At 45.9% G+C, this 17,071-nt stretch carries 17 protein-coding genes; 2 read left to right on the top strand and 15 right to left on the bottom strand.

The features are described from left to right. Window positions 1–32: 32 nt before the first annotated feature. The 8 genes from ACF8PK_RS17530 to ACF8PK_RS17495 form a co-directional block, all read right to left on the bottom strand. Complete coding sequence (locus ACF8PK_RS17530; protein ID WP_392442744.1) at window positions 33–353, bottom strand: hypothetical protein; 321 nt, start codon at window positions 351–353, stop codon at window positions 33–35. Window positions 354–459: 106 nt separating this feature from the next. Continuing rightward, window positions 460–933, bottom strand: coding sequence for a GNAT family N-acetyltransferase (locus ACF8PK_RS17525; protein ID WP_392442769.1), 474 nt, complete (start codon window positions 931–933; stop codon window positions 460–462). A 227-nt stretch (window positions 934–1,160) separates the two neighbouring features. After that, window positions 1,161–1,514 (bottom strand): DUF6404 family protein, encoded by a 354-nt coding sequence (locus tag ACF8PK_RS17520; RefSeq protein ID WP_392442743.1) that lies wholly within the window; start codon window positions 1,512–1,514, stop codon window positions 1,161–1,163. 51 nt (window positions 1,515–1,565) lie between these two features. Then, entirely contained in the window at window positions 1,566–1,958 is a 393-nt protein-coding gene (locus ACF8PK_RS17515) for a hypothetical protein (RefSeq protein ID WP_392442740.1), read from the bottom strand. Between the two features lie 202 nt (window positions 1,959–2,160). Then, complete coding sequence (locus tag ACF8PK_RS17510; RefSeq protein ID WP_392442737.1) at window positions 2,161–2,616, bottom strand: GNAT family N-acetyltransferase; 456 nt, start codon at window positions 2,614–2,616, stop codon at window positions 2,161–2,163. A 541-nt stretch (window positions 2,617–3,157) separates the two neighbouring features. Then, complete coding sequence (locus ACF8PK_RS17505) at window positions 3,158–4,033, bottom strand: DUF4145 domain-containing protein (RefSeq protein WP_392442735.1); 876 nt, start codon at window positions 4,031–4,033, stop codon at window positions 3,158–3,160. 162 nt (window positions 4,034–4,195) lie between these two features. Then, window positions 4,196–4,837 carry a hypothetical protein gene (locus ACF8PK_RS17500; RefSeq protein ID WP_392442733.1) on the bottom strand — a complete coding sequence of 214 codons (642 nt, stop codon included), beginning with the start codon at window positions 4,835–4,837 and terminating at the stop codon, window positions 4,196–4,198. A 154-nt stretch (window positions 4,838–4,991) separates the two neighbouring features. After that, the gene (locus ACF8PK_RS17495) at window positions 4,992–5,693 is read right to left on the bottom strand and encodes a hypothetical protein (RefSeq protein ID WP_392442730.1); all 702 of its coding nucleotides are present in this window, start codon (window positions 5,691–5,693) and stop codon (window positions 4,992–4,994) included. A 1,104-nt stretch (window positions 5,694–6,797) separates the two neighbouring features. Between ACF8PK_RS17495 and ACF8PK_RS17490 the strand changes: the two genes are divergently transcribed. Next, window positions 6,798–7,787 carry an integron integrase gene (locus ACF8PK_RS17490; RefSeq protein ID WP_392442728.1) on the top strand — a complete coding sequence of 330 codons (990 nt, stop codon included), beginning with the start codon at window positions 6,798–6,800 and terminating at the stop codon, window positions 7,785–7,787. A 262-nt stretch (window positions 7,788–8,049) separates the two neighbouring features. On the opposite strand, the gene ACF8PK_RS17485 is transcribed toward ACF8PK_RS17490, so the two are convergent. The 6 genes from ACF8PK_RS17485 to ACF8PK_RS17460 all read right to left on the bottom strand — a co-directional run bounded on the left by ACF8PK_RS17485 (window position 8,050) and on the right by ACF8PK_RS17460 (window position 13,640). Further along, window positions 8,050–9,645 (bottom strand): ABC-F family ATP-binding cassette domain-containing protein, encoded by a 1,596-nt coding sequence (locus ACF8PK_RS17485; protein WP_392442726.1) that lies wholly within the window; start codon window positions 9,643–9,645, stop codon window positions 8,050–8,052. A gap of 270 nt (window positions 9,646–9,915) precedes the next feature. Beyond that, window positions 9,916–10,266, bottom strand: a complete 351-nt coding sequence (locus ACF8PK_RS17480) for a cyclophilin-like fold protein (protein WP_392442724.1) — start codon at window positions 10,264–10,266, stop codon at window positions 9,916–9,918. Between the two features lie 115 nt (window positions 10,267–10,381). Continuing rightward, window positions 10,382–11,551 (bottom strand): MalY/PatB family protein, encoded by a 1,170-nt coding sequence (locus tag ACF8PK_RS17475; protein ID WP_392442722.1) that lies wholly within the window; start codon window positions 11,549–11,551, stop codon window positions 10,382–10,384. Further along, a complete protein-coding gene (locus ACF8PK_RS17470) occupies window positions 11,548–12,426 on the bottom strand; it encodes a DUF3737 family protein (RefSeq protein ID WP_004727922.1) in 879 nt (292 codons plus the stop codon). The genes ACF8PK_RS17475 and ACF8PK_RS17470 overlap by 4 nt, the downstream gene beginning before the upstream one ends. Window positions 12,427–12,502: 76 nt before the next feature. After that, window positions 12,503–12,946 (bottom strand): cupin domain-containing protein, encoded by a 444-nt coding sequence (locus ACF8PK_RS17465; RefSeq protein ID WP_392442720.1) that lies wholly within the window; start codon window positions 12,944–12,946, stop codon window positions 12,503–12,505. 55 nt (window positions 12,947–13,001) lie between these two features. Next, on the bottom strand, window positions 13,002–13,640 hold the full coding sequence (locus ACF8PK_RS17460; RefSeq protein ID WP_392442719.1) for a carboxymuconolactone decarboxylase family protein: 639 nt from the start codon (window positions 13,638–13,640) through the stop codon (window positions 13,002–13,004). A 414-nt stretch (window positions 13,641–14,054) separates the two neighbouring features. Between ACF8PK_RS17460 and ACF8PK_RS17455 the strand changes: the two genes are divergently transcribed. Next, entirely contained in the window at window positions 14,055–14,966 is a 912-nt protein-coding gene (locus tag ACF8PK_RS17455) for an AraC family transcriptional regulator N-terminal domain-containing protein (RefSeq protein WP_392442716.1), read from the top strand. Window positions 14,967–15,253: 287 nt separating this feature from the next. Here ACF8PK_RS17455 and ACF8PK_RS17450 read toward each other — a convergent pair whose 3' ends face one another. Further along, window positions 15,254–16,879, bottom strand: a complete 1,626-nt coding sequence (locus tag ACF8PK_RS17450; RefSeq protein WP_004727918.1) for a methyl-accepting chemotaxis protein — start codon at window positions 16,877–16,879, stop codon at window positions 15,254–15,256. Between the last annotated feature and the right edge of the window lie 192 nt (window positions 16,880–17,071).

Raw genomic sequence — 17,071 nt, 5'->3', positions numbered from 1 at the left:
ACTCTAAAACTGTGGCCAATTTTAGTTGACCACTACATATCTCTTACTTTAATTATATCCTTTTCATATAAGCAGACAACTCTCAAGCCAAGGACATCTGTGATGTAATCTTTTATTTCATAACTAGTTTCACTTTCCTCAAGCTTCGCCTGATATTTGCGTGAAAACTTTTTGATGCACTCTTCTCGGTCTTTAACTCGTCCTGACACAAGTGATATGGAAATACCTTCCGTCACTAAGATTGAGTTAATAATACTCACAAAACTATCTTTAGCTTTTTCTAAAACATCGTGATTATCGTTATAGAACTCTCTAAACTTTTGCTTTTCAACTTCAAAATCTAATGATGCCATAGTTTCTCCTTGTATATTTAACGCCGCATTAAGGTGTGAGCGGCGCTTGGCTATACTTGAGCGAAGCGAAACTGCCAAGCGTTGCGAATCACTCTTAAATGCTTTGTTAGGCATTTTTATCGTGCGAGAAACATTGCCTTGTCACTGTTCCCCACTTGTGGTCTTCATATACATCTTCAATATAGTTTTCAGACGTGTAATCCCCAACTACATCACGCCAGAAACTGATAGCATGATCGGCACCAGCGACCTGCTTGATTTCCCATGAACCACCGAGTTGTTCAAACAAACTGAAAATGAAATGTTTACCCACTTTGTTTTTGCGGAAGCAAGGTAAAACATAAAAATCGCAAATTTCGAATTCTTTTGTTGACTTCTCGTCGATTGCTGTCAAAGCAGCAGGAAGTCCATCAATGTAGAGTAAGTAGCCTGTGACTGTTCCATTTAGCTGAGGATAAATCTCGAACAGCCCATTCTCATCAGGCTTATCATCTATGATTCTAGAGAATTCAGCACCATACGCTTGGTAAAGGTTGGCATAAACATGAGCATTGGTATTGTTTACTTTCACTATATTCATCATGTATTCCCATGATTAACGAACTTTGTTCATCATACTACCTTGGCTTTGTTTTTCAGAGAACAACCAGATACAAGTGAATCGCATATTGATGCCTAACGCTGCGTTAAGGGGTGAGTGCCGCATAAACCAAGTTTCCGCAGACCACTTTCACCACCAAAATTCACTGCATACCAAAAATGCCACGGGGCACGAATCCCTCTTTAACGCTTTGTTAGGTTTCGGGCTTATTCCCCCAATGAACCCCAATCTGTTAGATTTAATTGCTTACGCCTAATGTAGAAAAAAGTTGCCATAACCAAGCCAAACAAAGTGCCAGCAAGTAACGAGATGAAAACTGCTTCTAATACTGGTTTACCTAGCTCGTTCCACACGAGAAACCATTGAAAAATTCCCCATACAGGAGCGAAGAAAGCAACACAAAGCATAACGTTTGCAAAATAGCTTTGGTAACAAGGTGGCGGAAAACACATTCCAAGTTTACGTAGCCACTTTACAACTGGTGGATTGTAGTTCGACTTCCAAACACCTTTGTCATTTAATTCTTTGTGAGCAAGTTGTAGCTTCGTTTCATAATCCATGATCCAAAATCCTCGAATTAGATGTTTCCCGCGGAGAAACCTAACGCCCTGCTAAGGTGTGAGCCACATTAGCACCATAATAAAAATCACCACCATAATCACAAAAGTATGGGGAGTTAAAACTGCCGAGCGTGGCGAATCACTCTTAAGCAGTTTGTTAGCATGTGGGGCTGATTGATTCACCATCCTCACATACTGCCTCATAGCAGACACGTAGTTGCCGATAGTTCTATCAGATATTTCATGCGACTCATGAAGCTTCGCGACAATACCCGAAATATCGTTTTCGCTTGCCAGATTTTTTGAGTTAATTCTTATATTTGCATGCTTCTCCACGCCATTTAAGTAGGAAACATAAGACTTACAAGAATCAGCCACTTTGTCATTTTGCCCTACGCCTTGCTCACGAATAAATGCTTCATATTTCTTCTGATGTTCAAACATAGCCCTAGCCTCTGAGTGCTCATACTCTTAAAACGTAGGTTACGATCCCATCTAATGTCATCTATGATTTTGTACGAAGCATGCTAACGCCGCGTTAAGTAGTGAGCGACGCCTACACCTAACCTGAACCATTACACCGTAAACACAAAACTCAATTTGAACCAAGAATGCCATGCGTTGCGAATCTGCCTTAAACGCTTTGTTATGAGGCAACTCGAAGCGACAGAGAAAGGAAGTTTTCATCGCTTTCAGTCACCTCATATCCAAGAGATTTATAAAACTTTACCGCTGACTCATTTCGAGTAAAGCTTGATAAGGTTACGTAACTACGCCCTTGCTCTCGCGCTATTTCTTGAACCATATTCATGACCCTTTCACCCAGTTTTTGATTTTGAAATTCTGGAAACACAATAAGTAAATGTACATGAAGTGCATTGTCGTAAGGCTTGAAGCATAGCATTCCAACTTGTGTGTTATTTAGATAAACCCAGTGAAACCAATGCGGCTCATAGTCAATTTTTAAACGATTGGACTGAAACTCGTCACACCAACCAAAGACGGCATCGACATGCGAATAAATCCCCTGTTTCACAACAGAAAATAGACTTTGAAACTCATCACTTTCTATTTGTATTAATTGAATATCCATATGCCTCATAACGCCGCGTTAAGGGGCGAATACCGCATATACCAACCTTCCGCAGACCACTTACACCACCAAAACTCACCGCAAACCCAAAATGCCACGCGGCATGAGTCCCGCTTGAACGCTTTGTTATATAGCCTGCCTTTCAGCTTCAATTTACCACCTAAGAGAAGCCGAACAAGCAACAAATCTTACCGCAGACAAATTACCTGAAATGGTTCACGAACTTTGACAGATAAAACGGCCAGCGACCGTGGATTCAAATCGATCAGCGACAACGATCGCTTTTAAGTAGGAAAAACCTAACGAACGGAAGCAACATTGCACACAGACGTTTCGATAAGATAATGCTCGCCACACCTTGCGATAAATGAACCATCCGCGAACCATTTGCCAGAGACAACTGGATATAAACACCAAAATTTATAAAGCTATATAACGCCCTGTTAAGGTGTGAGCAACGCAATACCGATGCCGCCGCATACCATCTTAAACACTAAACGCAACGCATAGCGAAAATGCCACGCGTTGCGAATCACTCTTAAACAGTTTGTTAGGCAATAATGTAATGCTGTAAGTCATCCTTAGAGCCTTGGTATTTCCCTACCTTGCCAAAACTTAATTTTTGGTATTGTTTTTTACCTATTCTAGCGTTGAGTTCTTTTTCGACACTCTTGATATTACCACTAATTCTTCTAATATCTTTACCCAATATTTTTTGAAGAGGAAGTTCTTCCCCTTTTTTAAACTCAGATAACTTTCTATCTAAAAGCTCAATTAACAAGTCAAAGTCCTCAATAATTTCTTCTAACTTGCCTTTTGATTCGCTATCTAGAACATATAATGTTGTAAGCAAGTGTTCTACTATTATTAGAGCTGCATCTAGTGATGAACTATCAGGAGTTTTAATATCATGAGCGGCATCATTACCTAAGAACCTTATAGAATGAAGACGTGCAGAGTCTTTTTTCGATATCAGCCCTTTGCTAGCTAGGTTGTTGATTCTTGTACTTAACTCTTTTCCCGCGATATTTTGCTCATTACAGACGGCTTCAATCGTTGCTCTAAAGCCTATACTAGCTAAAGTTAACGCACCATCACGATATGCGTTACATGACTCTCTATAAATGTTCTGAACTATGTCAGGCATTGATTTATTGAGTAACGTCCCTTTATTCTTCTTGGGAAAGGTTTCGGTAGTAATAGGAACAATCCATTCATCCTCATCATCAAGATATGCAAGCTCAATATCATGCTCTCGCAATACAAATGAAACAGACTCGCAACCACAACATTTAACTATTAAGTGTTCAATCATGTAGTGGTAATCATAATCAGGGTTCGATTGAAACTGGTGCCTTCCCTCTACTTGATGCCACGTAGTCTGATTACATGATATACACTGATTTTTTAGCTTTTCTTTTGACATGACTAAACCTAACTACCATTTATAAATTATTGCCTAACGCCCAATTAAGGTGTGAGGCACGCAATACCGATGCCACCGCATACCACCTTAAACACTAAAACCAACGCATAGTAAAAATGCCACGCGTGCCGAATCACTCTTAAATTGTTTGTTATGAATAAATTACTCATATACGTTATTATTTTCTAGAAAACGTTCCCAACGCCTTTCTATATAGTCAGCAATCTCACTAAAATCCACACCTTCAACTATTTCCTCATCAAGCAAGTCAACAAATACATCTTTACATATTTGAAATGTAGCAAGCCCATTAGGGTTATCTTGTAATCTTGCTATTATTTGATGTACCTCCGGTGCGTACTCATCTGGATTGACGCCAAAATTTATTCCTACTGGGTCATACTTAAGTAACGCAATACAAATGTCGAAATATAAATTCCCATAGTCATAGAATATTGAAGAACTCATATCGGGCACCCTTTGCTCAACGACGTATACCGCTTCTTTTTGGGGCTCTTCACTTGAAAGTTTCTTTATAAGCATCTCTTTGTACATTTTAAGTTCATGTACAGTTATATTTTTGGATTGCCTCGTCTTTGAGTCATATTCATCGTGGTGATCTAGGCATAATGGAACTAAATTGGACACATCTGAATCACTACGCTTTTGGTTAATATGAGCAATTTGAACTTTTTTCCGGCGTTCATCATTTTCCAAAAAATAGCATAAACAACACCTCCTACGAGTTGCGACAAGTAGTTGCGCTACATCTGGATCAGAAGGCTTTTTTCTTTTTTCGGTCACTAATACTGTCTCTCTTTATTCATAACGCCCTGTTAAGGTGTGAGCAACGCAACACCAAAGCTACCGCATACCACCTTAAACACTAAACGCAACGCATAGTAAAAATGCCACGCGTTGCGAATCACTCTTAAACAGTTTGTTAGGGCTCTTGGATTTAACTACTTGGCTTTCGTAGAATATTTATACGAGCGGATTTAGGGTCAAGTGAAGAGTCAATACGGATACTTCCCTGAATCCCTAAACTTTGCATCTTTAAAAGCAACTCACTAAAAGGTTGCTCTGGCTTGTTACTATTGATTACAAGCTCCAACCCCGTATCGTTTGGCTCAAGTTGTATGATTTCGTTTGGAACAGTACCGCCAGGAGTTGGGTAAATATTTACTCCACACGATTTAAATAAACTTAAGAAATCCATAGCAAACATTTGAGACTCAGAATCAGCAACAGAAAAGACACGAAGGTTATACTCTCGTTCCAAGCTTAACTGGCTTAGCTTTATAAATTCGCATAATTGGTCTGCTGTATCTTTCGGTAGCCTTCTCATCTCCTGCATTTTAACAAGACGAATTTGTGTTTCAGCTAACTCCTTTTTCGCAATACTTGCCTCTAAATTCAACTGTTCGACTTTTTTCTTATTTATAGCAGCTTCAACGCTTGCTACAGCAGCATTTTCCTTAGCAGTCTCCGCTTTTAAGTGTGCATCGGAAAGCTCTTGGGTAAGATAAAACTCTTTAATGTTACCAGTCCAAATGACAACAGCGGTGGAAGCAGCACCAACAACTAGGCTAACCAACAACGCCAGATTAGCTATACCATTCAAAAAGGATGCTGTGTCCTTCGATAAAAACTCATTCACAATTACAAGTACCCCAAAATTTTAAACTTAACGCTGAGCCCTAACGCCGCGTTAAGGGGCGTAGGCACGCACTACAAACGTGACCGCATTACGGCCTTAATCACTAAACAAGCTGCAAACCAAAAATGCCACGCGTGCCAAGTCCCGCTTGAACGCTTTGTTATATAGCCTGCCTTTCAGCTTCAATTTACCACCCAAGAAAAGCTGAACAAGCAGCGAATCTTGCCGCAGCCAAATTACCCGAAGTAGTTCACGAAATTGGGTAGACAAAAAGACCAGCGCCCGGAGATTCAAATCGACCAGCGACAAAGATCGCTTTTGTGTAGGGAAAACCTAACGAACGGAACCGACATTGCACACAGACGTTTCGATAACATTATGCTAGCCACATCTTGCGATAAATGAACTATCCGCGAACCATTTGCCAGAGACAACTGGATATAAACATCAAAGTTTATAAAGCTATATAACGCCGCGTTAAGGGGCGAATGCCGCATAAACCAACCTTCCGCAGACCACTGTCGCCACAAAACTCACCGCAAACCAAAAATGCCACGCGGCATGAGTCCCGCTTGAACGCTTTGTTATGTAGCCTGACTTTCAGATTCAATTTACCACCCAAGAAAAGCCGAACAAACAGCAAATCTTGTTGTAGCCAAATTGCCCAAAGTGGTTCACGAAATTGAGTAGGCAAAACGGCCAGCGCCCTTGGATTCAAACGACCAGCGACAAAGATCGCTTTTGTGTAGGGAAAACCTAACGAACAGAACCGACATTGCACGCAGACGTTTCGATAACATAATGCTCGCCACACCTTGCGATAGATGAACTATCCGCGAACCATTTGCCAGAGACAACTGGATATAAACACTAAAATTTATAAAGCTACATAACAATTATTATACAGACAGCTTCACCCCGAACTTGTCTATATAGGTTACGCTTTCCAAACTTCGTAAATCATTCGTATCCCCCAACAAACCAAGCATGAGAGAAGTTTGATTTTGGATTGCACAAGTCACGAAATGCTGCCTTTGTCTATTTAATATCCTTTCCGCGTCGGATTACAATAAACTGTATATTAAAACAGTATTCGAGATAAAGATGAAATCACCGTTTTTGACCAGTTTGACTGAGTTCATGCAAGTACGTCACTACGCGCGTAAAACGATTGAAAGTTATTTGTACTGGGTGGTTCAATACATTCGTTTTCATGGTAACCAACATCCAAACAAACTTGGCAACCGCGATGTCGAAGCCTTCTTATCGGATCTAGTGGTCAGCAAACAAGTTGCGGCATCGACCCAAAACTTAGCGCTGAACGCTTTGGTATTTCTCTATAAAGAGTTTTTGAAAAAGCCGCTCGACATCGATTTGCGCTTCCGCCATTCGAAAAAGCAGCGGAAACTGCCAGTTGTTCTCACACCAACGGAGATCAAAAAGCTGTTCGCGGCCATTCCAGCTCAGACATTACTGCCTTATCAATTGATGTATGGTTCCGGGTTACGTTTGATGGAAACCATCAGGTTACGAGTTAAAGATATTGATTTCGACTATGGCGCCATCAGGGTCTGGCAAAGCAAGGGCGGAAAGAGCCGCATCGTCACACTGGCGAAAGAGCTTCATCCCCTACTTCGCTTTCAAATCGAGACCGTGAAGCATTTATATACTCAAGATCAACTGAACCCAAATTATGATGGCGTCCAAATGCCAAACCGACTCGCCGAGAAATATCCGTCTGCGTCGAAGAGCTTGGAATGGCAATTCCTCTTTCCAGCCAAACAGTTGTGTCGATATGGCGACGAAGCGGGTTGGTATCGCCATCATCTACATGAAACCACACTGCAAAAGACGATAATCAAAGCACGTTTCGCCGCTGAAATTGCGAAGCCGTTGTCGTGTCATACCTTACGGCACTCATTTGCCACACACTTACTCGAAGCGGGGGCTGACATTCGAACTGTGCAAGAGCAACTGGGCCATTCTGATGTCAAAACAACACAAATTTACACGCATGTGATCGAACGCGGAGCCAGCGGTGTCAGAAGTCCATTATCCAACTTGTTCATTGGCAACACATCGCCCAATGTTTAACGGCATGCTTAACGGTATGTTTGATGGTATGAGTGCCTGATTTTAGGCACGCTACCGCCACGCCTTGTCCAGAACCAAAGCCATACAGTTGCAATCACCTGCATAGTGTATCTCACAATACCGACCTCAATCCTGCGGTAACTTAACGAAAAGCGATGCAACCTAAAATTAGATGATTGCATACGCTAAACGTCCATTGGCGATTTGAGCCGCGACGTTGAATATTTGAGGCGTATAACTAATCGTGCATGAATACACCCGCTCAAATCGACCTGCTTTCACTCAATGACGTCATCACAATCTCGCGTTGTACACCCGATTCTTGGGCAAACGTTGCGTCATGGCTAATCAGAATAAAGCCGCCGGCGTAGTGTTGTAGCGCTTGTGCCAGCATGTGTTTGGAATCAAGGTCAAGATGGTTATCCGGCTCATCCAGCAACAGAAATGGTTGCGTGGGCTGATGGCTGGCAATGAGCATCGTGAGTTTCATCTTCTCGCCACCACTCAGTACATTGCCTTGACAAAAAACACGATCATGACGAAAGCCGATGCCGGCCAACACGGTACGCGCATCACCTTCTTTCATTCCCGCGCACTGTTGCAGCAGGTTGTCTAACACCGACAACTCGTCACGAACTGCACCAAAATGTTGGTCGAGGTAATACAACGCGGTATTTAATCGCAACTCACCGCTTGCCAGCGGGAGGTCACCCAATAAGGTTTTGAGTAACCTGGATTTGCCGCAACCATTGCGGCCAGTCAGGTGAACTTTGTCGTTCGCATGCAACGTAAATGTTTGAGGGGGCACGTTGCCAAACATCAACTCGGCGCCGATAAGCGTGATCACGTTGCGGGGTTGTGGCGAATGTCCGGTCAAATAGAGTGTTTGGCCTTTCAGTTGCTCCTTTCGCGCCTGTAACCGCTGCGCTTTGGCGTGCAAATCGCTTTGCCGTCGCTCTTCATTCTGGCGGCGATTGGCCGCTCGCGCTGTTGCTTTATCTTTTTTACCATCGAGCAAAATGGTGGCCTGACTGCCCGCTTTGCGCAATTTGTTTCCTTGCGCGGCTCGTTGCTCTGCCTTTTCACGGTTTCGCTGCGCCTGCGCTTCGAGTTGTTTTTGCTGCTTGCTCACGCAAGCCAACTGACGCTCAACCGCCTGCACCTCACTACGCTTTTGTTCGGCATACTTCTCGTAATGACCGCCGAACACGCGCAAGCCAAGGCCAGACAATTCCCAGATTTCGTCCATATCACGCAACAACTGACGGTCGTGACTAATCAGTAAAATGGCGCCCGAAAACGTTCGCATAGTGTCCACCAGCCACTGCTTGGCTTGAGTGTCAAGGTGGTTCGATGGCTCATCAAGGATCAGCAGCGCTGCGTCGCTCGTGAGCAGTTGCCACAATTGAAGCCGAGCAAGTTGCCCACCACTGAGTTTGGCGCATAAAAAGGCTGGATCGGGTGGCAAGTTCATGGCAACCAGTTGTTGGTTCAGTTTCGCAGGCAGATCCCACGCATCTCCCACGATATCAAACCCATGTTGAGAGCAATCACCCGATTCAATTTGTTTGAGCGCATCAAGAACAGCTTGCAGCCCGAGAAACTCCGCAATCGTGCAAGTGCCTGACCGTAATTCAGACGGCAGTTGACGATAAATCGCGACCGAATTGGGCCGAACGACGTGGCCCGTTGAAGGTTGACGTTCACCGCATAGTAAAGCAGCGAACAGCGATTTCCCAACCCCGTTTCGCCCGACCAACCCCACACGGCGTTGAGTCATAGAACACGAGATGGATTGAAACAGCGTGTCGCCGTTATCGAATTGATAGCTAATTTGAGTGGCTTGTATAAATGGCATCGTTTGCCTCCTGTGTGACAGGGGCAATAGCCGTAGCGGAATGCGGTTGAGCACATCAATCGATGCGCGCAATGACAAGCAATGTCGGAAAGTGAGCTACGCCTACTAACCCTTTGAATCCAAAAATAAAATCAAACATGGATGACAGGTTTAGTTGTTCATATTGGCGTAAACTCCGAAAGAAATGATGGCGAAACCTTAACCAACTTGCCGTCATTGCGTCAAGTTGATTTTCGTGCCTATCGATTGAAAGCCGATACCATCGTGCCCTTAATCGGCTCGTTCGATAGTGACACTCATTGAGCCGTTACTGGTCAAGCGATCCATACCACCATCCAGTTGACCTAAATGGATCAACCCGGAAGCATAACCAAAATCTTTGTAGAAGATGACTAAGTTTCCCCACGGCGCGTAATAGGCAATGTCACCTGCTTTAGATGCGGTACCCGATGCCGCGCCTTGGGTGGTGAGTTTAAGGGGCAAATCGGCAATTTTCTCCGTACGCGCGTAATCTTCCAGTTCAAAGCTCAACGGCAGTTGACGAAGGAAATCCTGCGTCGAGGGTGAATCGTTGAGTGTTGCGGTCACGGTGCGATCGTCAAACACGAAACGGATCTTCATGCTGTGTTCTCCTTGGCCGAGCGCAATGTTCGCGCTCGCCGTTTTGATTGTCAATGTACTGAGTAGAAACAACCCAAATCACAATAAACGTGAGCGTTTTCTCATTCAATGTCACCTAGTTCAATTGGCTGATCACTGCGCGCAGTCGGTTCAGTCCATCCATCAATTGCTCACGTGGGCAGGCCATATTGAGGCGCAAATACCCCTCACCGGCGTCGCCATACACCGTGCCCGCATTGAGCATCAGTTTACCTTCTCGGCGTAGTCTTTCCGTCAGTTGTGTTGAGCTCATTGCGAGGCTGCGACAATCAATCCACGCTAGGTAAGTCGCTTGTTGCTGAGTCAGTTGAAGCTTCGGTAAATGCGTGGCGATAAAATCGCGTACCAGTTCGTAGTTCTGATGCAAATACCCAGTCAGCGCATCCAACCAAGCTTCACTGTCGTTGTAGGCCGCGATCAATGCGGTGACACCAAGCGGGTTCACATCACACACTTCGTGAATATTAAGCGCGCGATCCACACTGGCTCTGATACGATCATCCGCTGCGATGATATTGGCAATTTGCAGCCCAGCAATATTGAATGACTTGCTTGGTGAATGAGTCGTGACACTGTGACGCAGAAATTCCTCCCCCAATGCTGCAAACGGTTGATGCGTTTGCCCCGGGAACATCAGGTCGCAATGAATTTCATCACTGATCACCATCACACCATGTTGAAAGCAGATCTCCCCCACACGTCGCAGCTCTTGCTCACGCCACGCACGGCCAACCGGATTGTGCGGATTACACAAAATCATCGCCGTTACGTGGGGTTGCGCAGCCACTTTCTCCAGATGATCAAAATCCATTTCATAAAAACCATCACGATTAATGAGCGGATTCTCCACCAACTGGCACTGCATGTTACGCACTGAACTGAAAAAGCAGTTGTACGCGGGCGTTTGCACGATCACACCATCGCCCGGTTGTGTCACTGCTTTTAATATCGCCGATAACGCAGGCACAACACCGGAGGTATATAAAATCCATTCACGCTGCATCGCAAATCCGTGACGACGCGTAAACCAGTCAATCACCGCCTGAAAATACGCATCTGGCACACTGGCGTACCCAAAGATGCCATGGGCGACTCGGCGTTGCAGCGCATCAATGATGGGCGGAGCAGTGCGAAAATCCATGTCTGCAACCCACATCGGTAACACCGACTCATCATGGGGACTGTCCCATTTAGCGCTACCGGTGTGGTGTCGATTGATGATGGCATCAAAATCGAATGTGTTCATTCTGCGCCTGCCTTGGTTTGCGTTTCGATAATACACGCCTTTGGATCGCGGCTATGTTCATCAATGATGATGTCGCCGATCGAACGTGCTTTGATGTAACCCGACAAAGGGTTCTTCACGCTCATAATGTCAGAAACGATCTCCGCGTGCAGCGTGGCATACTCAAAACAGAGATCGGTCTCTTCCATCACGCAATTTTCCATCACCAAATCCTGCGCATAACACAAAGGTTGTTCACCGCGAATAGTGCAATTCACCAAGCGCAGATTTTTCGAATGCCAGCCCAAGTACTCACCATCAAGCACACTGTCGTACACCGTGATGTTTTCAGAACCCCAGAATGCATCTTTTGAATCTAGATATGCGTTACGAATCGTGACGTTTTTGGCATCTTGGAATGAGTAGTTGCCCTGCAATTTAAAACCGTCGATCTCGACATTTTCACAGTTCATGAACACGTAATCGGCGCCACGCATTTCAACATTGTTGAGTGTCACATCATGGCACATCCACAACGTTTCACCGGCATTGGGGAAGCGCGAGTTTTCGATATGTAAATGGGAAACGCGACGGAACATTTTAGGCGCTTCCACCACGCAGTTTTTCATAGTCAGATGGTCGGTATACCAAATCGCGGCACGCGCGTAGACGGTGAACAGACTTTGTTCCAACAAAACGTGGTTGCTGTGCCAGAATGGGTATTTGCCCATGAATTCGCACTGCATCGCTGTCATGTGGTGGGTGTGCTTCATCGCCGATTCGCCCGGATAGAAACGCACCTTGTGCAAAAAGGTGTTGCTCGCGGCATACAAAGGGCGTTCGCCTTCGTAGAAACGGTCGGAGATTTTCTCTTGAGTCTGAATGACGTTTTTCATAATTAACCTGAGCTTAGCGAGGGTTAGGAAAGAAAAGCGCCAGGCGGATGCTGGCGCTGGGATGTGGATTTAACGCTTACAGTTCGTTGTATTCTTCATCAGAAACGGGAGCGCACCATTCGTTGCTGGCACCTTCCGCTGGGATTTCTACCGCAACATGAGCAAACCAGCTGTCTTTGGCCGCGCCGTGCCAGTGTTTCGTACCCGGTGCAATGTGAACCACATCGCCAGGGTTCAGTTCTTGTGCCGGTTGACCAGCTTCTTGATACCAACCGCGCCCACCGGTCGCCAGCAAGATTTGGCCGCCTTTGTGATGAATATGCCAGAAATTACGGCAACCCGGTTCAAAGGTCACATTGGCCACAACCACCCCCGGGATATTCAGCAAAGCAAGGTAGCTGGTGCCCGTAAAGTAGTCGGCATACGCCACGTTCTCTTCACCAAAATCAAAAATGCCTTTGCCGTTAAAATTGCCGGCTTTCAGTTCTTCTGGGATCAATGTTTTTGCTTCATGACTCATCGTAAACTCCAATCATTCTTTGTTGTGTTCATCGCATCTGCGTGGGATACCGGGTTTAATGTCGTACCGCGTTGAGCACGTCGGCAGCATTTGCAGCAACCCGTTCTCCGCATGTATCGCGAATCACATCGATAAATTCGTCAAGTTGCTTCGTTGTCACACCATTGTTCATCGCAATGCCATAGTGCGCTTGAAGCTGGGCATTCACGCCACTCATATTTGCCAACGCAGCAATCGTCGCCAATTCGCGCTCTTTCCAGCTCAATACGTCGCTTTGAAAGATGTCGCCAAACAAGTGGGCTTTTAAATACGCATCAATTGCCGGTGCAAACTCAAACAATGCACCCGTGACCGCTTGACCCACCAGTTGCGTTTGATGACGCGTGCCCACGGCCAAGCTGTCGCCTGGAACCATCGCCAAGCCGTCTTCGCCGTTTTCATCCACAATGCTGCGTTGTTTGCGTGATTCCAGCACAGCCATGAACGCCCCTAATCCGTTCAAGCTGCGTGGAAATCCTGCGTATGCATAAAGCTGAACTAAAATGGCTTTGATGGCATTGACCGTCAGCCCCGCATCCAACCCGTGTTCAAGACTGTTTTTGAGGCACTCGATCTGCCCGCTGGCGGTAAACGCCGCGATCGGCAGTATGGCGCGTTCTTGATTTGTTAATGCTTGTTCAGTTGGATGGTTCATCGGCATCTCCGGTATGGCAGGTAAAACACGGCATCGGTTTGAGAGAAGCAACGCAAGCGATGTGTGTCTCGCCAAACCGTGAGGCTAATTTACGCCTTCTTCGTGACTTCACGTTAGCCTATTCAACGCTATTTCTTGCCCATTCCTCCAATCAATATTCAAGCCATGGGAAAATGAATGACCAAAAAACCACCGCTACCACAAGAGTGCAATAAACTTAATACGTTGATAAATAATTAATATTATTGAAAGCATCACGCCTTGACCGAATCAACACGCTAGACAGGTGAGGCATCGCTGGCATTCTGACCGGCCAAGGGGATTGCCTGATATTCTTTACATGAAGTGATTTGATGTTATAACTACAGCATTCAATTCGCGCCAAAGACCGCCAAGGTCATCTCGGGAGCCGCAATGAAAGAACCCAATCCCATGGCAAAAACTATCGAAACTTTTGCTCGCCAAATCGACAAATGGACTCACAACACCAATCAGTTTGATACGGAAATTCCCGGTGTACGACTGAGCCATTGGAACACCCCGACGCCACCAACCAGCTATACGCATAAATCCAGTATCTGCTTGATTGCTCAAGGGAAAAAACGAGTCCTACTCGGCGAAGAAAACTTTGTTTACGATGCCAATCATTTTTTGATCTCATCCGTTGATCTCCCCATCATCGCCAATATCATTGAAGCCACAGAAGAGACGCCGTACCTAGGGTTGGTGATGGAAATCGACTTGCATGAGATCTCGCAATTGATCGTCGAAAGCGAACTCGCCTTTCCGCACAGTAAAGAGGCACAAAAAGGCATTGCGGTAGGGGAATTGTCGGAACCCTTATTGGATGCGTTTGTGCGCCTGATGGCACTACAGGATGACCCAGCGAGCATCAAGATTCTCGCGCCAGTGATTAAGCGCGAGATTTTTTATCGCCTGCTCACCTCCGAACAAGGCGCACGTCTCAACCAGATCGTGACCGCGGGCAGCCACAGCCATCAAATTTCTAAAGCGATTGATTGGTTGAAACACAACTTCGTCAAACCGCTCAGCGTCAGTGAGCTGGCCTCTTACACCGGAATGAGCAAGTCAGCGTTTTACACCCACTTTCGTACCATGACATCGATGACACCGCTGCAATTTCAAAAGAAACTGCGGTTGAGTGAAGCTCGTCGTTTAATGTTGACTGAAAATCTCGATGCGATGGCGACCACATTCCGCGTCGGCTATGAAAGCCCTTCCCAATTCAGCCGAGAATACAGTCGCCTGTTTGGTGCGCCACCCTCAAAAGACATTAAAGCGCTGCGAGAAGCAGACATCGCCTGACGTCTCGCCTACCGTCAACACGAAGCCGCTCAGCGTTTCAAAGCATTACTGTGAAACGCTGAGCGGTGAAATATAAAGCGCTAAAATGCAAAACGGAGAAGAACAAAACGGTGAAATACCGAGCAGTGAAAGACAGAGTCGTGGAACAATAACGCAGTAAAACAACGAAGGCAAAAAAGACAAAGCCGCTGAACAATCAGCGGCTTTTTTTGACTCATTCATTCCCCCGAAAAATGCAGCGAGGCCACCGCTTTTAGAGAGAATGTCAGAGAGACAAGGCGGACACATTAAGCAATTTTAAAGCGGCTCACCAGCTCGTTCAGGTGCTCGGCCAAAGTGGCCAGCTCTTCACTGGACGCTTTGGTTTGATCCGCCCCCGCAGAGGTCTGCACCGACAGATCTTTAATCTGCACCAAGTTTTCATCCACTTCCCGTGCCACGACAGCTTGCTCTTCAGCAGCGCTGGCGACGGTCGCATTCTGGCCGTTGATTTCACTCACCAACACCGAAATTTCTTCGAATGCCACGCTGGCATCGTTCGCCACCGTTAAGGTTGAGTTGGCCAGCTCATTGCTGTGTCCCATTTTGCTCACAGTCTGGCGAGTTTCCGAGCTCACGGCGGTAATCATGGTTTCAATATCCGCTGTGGATTGTTGCGTCCGGTGAGCCAGTGCACGCACTTCGTCTGCCACCACCGCAAAGCCACGACCATTTTCTCCGGCGCGCGCCGCTTCAATCGCTGCGTTCAGTGCCAACAAGTTGGTTTGTTCAGCAATGGCACGAATCACGTCCAGCACGGTGCTGATATTGGCTACGTTATCGGAGAGCGCCAACACGCTGTTTTCCGCATCTTGCATGTCCATTTTCAGCAGTTCTAGCGCGCTGATCGTTTCTACGATTTTCGATTTGCCGATCTGCGTTTTATCGTCCATTACTTCCGCGTTCGCACTGGTCGCGCTAGCGGTCCGAGCGACTTCTTCAATCGCCGAAGTCAATTCGCTGACGGCCGTTGCAGCCAAGCTCAATTGATCGCTTTGCTGGGTCACAATCACGGAGGATTGATGCGTCACCACACTCAACTCTTCTGATGTCGCGGCAAGCTGAGTGGAAGAATCGCCGATCATCGACATCGCTTTGGCAAGCTGTTGTTGCATGTCGGCCAATGCGCGCAGCATATCCGCGGCTTCATCGCGGTGTGGGTCAGACAGTTGCTGCGTCAGATCTCCCGAAGCGATTCGCTTGGCCACCTCCACGGCATAGCTCAAAGGTACAATCAGGCTGCGGCTGTAAACGTATGCTAGAACAACAATCACCAAAATGGTCAGCGCAATGCCGATGTACACCAGCTTTTGAGCCACAAGGTATGTATCGGTCGCGGCATCGTTGTCGATGTTGACCATCTTGATTTGAAACTGTGCGTAACGATCCAACACCGCTTCAATTTTGTCGATCAGTGGCACAACCACATCTTCACGATAACGGACAGAGGCGTCCAGCAGGCCCTGTTCGGTCAGCGTGAACAGTTGTGGCAGCGCATCGGTCAACTGACCATGCAATAAGGTCACTTCCTTCAAGATGTTTCTGGAATCTTCATTACTCGCCAACTGCGACATTTTTAGCTCAGCGGCATCGTAATCTTTAATGATCGCTTTCATGCGCGTTTGAATTGCACTTTGCTGCGCCTGAGTTTTAGCATCAGAAAGCTCACTCACCGCAACTTGGGTTCGTAAAATACCACGACGCAAATCGGCTACCGTCGCAACGGCAGGCATGCGTTGTAATGTCAGTTGATCTGTTGAGTCGTTGAGACGAGAAAGCTGAGAAACCGAGAATAACCCCAATATCAGCGTACAAGCACCTAGCACACCAAACGCCAAGGCACTTCTTAATCCGATGCGAATGTTTCTGATCATATATTCCCTTACAAAAGTCAGTTAAGCGAAGGCGCGGTGCACGCCTTCTAAAACCGAGTTTATAAAGGAATTTTTTGGGGAATCTTTTGCGCAAACCACACTTCATGAAAGATACATACGTTTCATAATGAAACTTCGTTTCACCTCACAAATTGTGTGGATTATCAATAGCCTTTAGCCCTTGTATTCCAA

Source organism: Vibrio sp. CJQ_6 (assembly GCF_043106745.1).
Classification (GTDB): domain Bacteria; phylum Pseudomonadota; class Gammaproteobacteria; order Enterobacterales; family Vibrionaceae; genus Vibrio; species Vibrio furnissii.
This window is presented reverse-complemented; position numbering and strand designations above follow the sequence as displayed.

What these genes read in the sequence shown, in the direction of transcription:
- ACF8PK_RS17505 (WP_392442735.1), bottom strand. Translation starts at nt 4,033, where the DNA reads ATGTCAAAAGAAAAGCTAAAAAATCAGTGTATATCATGTAATCAGACT.
- ACF8PK_RS17460 (WP_392442719.1), bottom strand. Translation starts at nt 13,640, where the DNA reads ATGAACCATCCAACTGAACAAGCATTAACAAATCAAGAACGCGCCATA.
- ACF8PK_RS17525 (WP_392442769.1), bottom strand. Translation starts at nt 933, where the DNA reads ATGAATATAGTGAAAGTAAACAATACCAATGCTCATGTTTATGCCAAC.
- ACF8PK_RS17475 (WP_392442722.1), bottom strand. Translation starts at nt 11,551, where the DNA reads ATGAACACATTCGATTTTGATGCCATCATCAATCGACACCACACCGGT.
- ACF8PK_RS17530 (WP_392442744.1), bottom strand. Translation starts at nt 353, where the DNA reads ATGGCATCATTAGATTTTGAAGTTGAAAAGCAAAAGTTTAGAGAGTTC.
- ACF8PK_RS17465 (WP_392442720.1), bottom strand. Translation starts at nt 12,946, where the DNA reads ATGAGTCATGAAGCAAAAACATTGATCCCAGAAGAACTGAAAGCCGGC.
- ACF8PK_RS17450 (WP_004727918.1), bottom strand. Translation starts at nt 16,879, where the DNA reads ATGATCAGAAACATTCGCATCGGATTAAGAAGTGCCTTGGCGTTTGGT.
- ACF8PK_RS17520 (WP_392442743.1), bottom strand. Translation starts at nt 1,514, where the DNA reads ATGGATTATGAAACGAAGCTACAACTTGCTCACAAAGAATTAAATGAC.
- ACF8PK_RS17510 (WP_392442737.1), bottom strand. Translation starts at nt 2,616, where the DNA reads ATGAGGCATATGGATATTCAATTAATACAAATAGAAAGTGATGAGTTT.
- ACF8PK_RS17515 (WP_392442740.1), bottom strand. Translation starts at nt 1,958, where the DNA reads ATGTTTGAACATCAGAAGAAATATGAAGCATTTATTCGTGAGCAAGGC.
- ACF8PK_RS17470 (WP_004727922.1), bottom strand. Translation starts at nt 12,426, where the DNA reads ATGAAAAACGTCATTCAGACTCAAGAGAAAATCTCCGACCGTTTCTAC.
- ACF8PK_RS17455 (WP_392442716.1), top strand. Translation starts at nt 14,055, where the DNA reads ATGAAAGAACCCAATCCCATGGCAAAAACTATCGAAACTTTTGCTCGC.
- ACF8PK_RS17490 (WP_392442728.1), top strand. Translation starts at nt 6,798, where the DNA reads ATGAAATCACCGTTTTTGACCAGTTTGACTGAGTTCATGCAAGTACGT.
- ACF8PK_RS17485 (WP_392442726.1), bottom strand. Translation starts at nt 9,645, where the DNA reads ATGCCATTTATACAAGCCACTCAAATTAGCTATCAATTCGATAACGGC.
- ACF8PK_RS17480 (WP_392442724.1), bottom strand. Translation starts at nt 10,266, where the DNA reads ATGAAGATCCGTTTCGTGTTTGACGATCGCACCGTGACCGCAACACTC.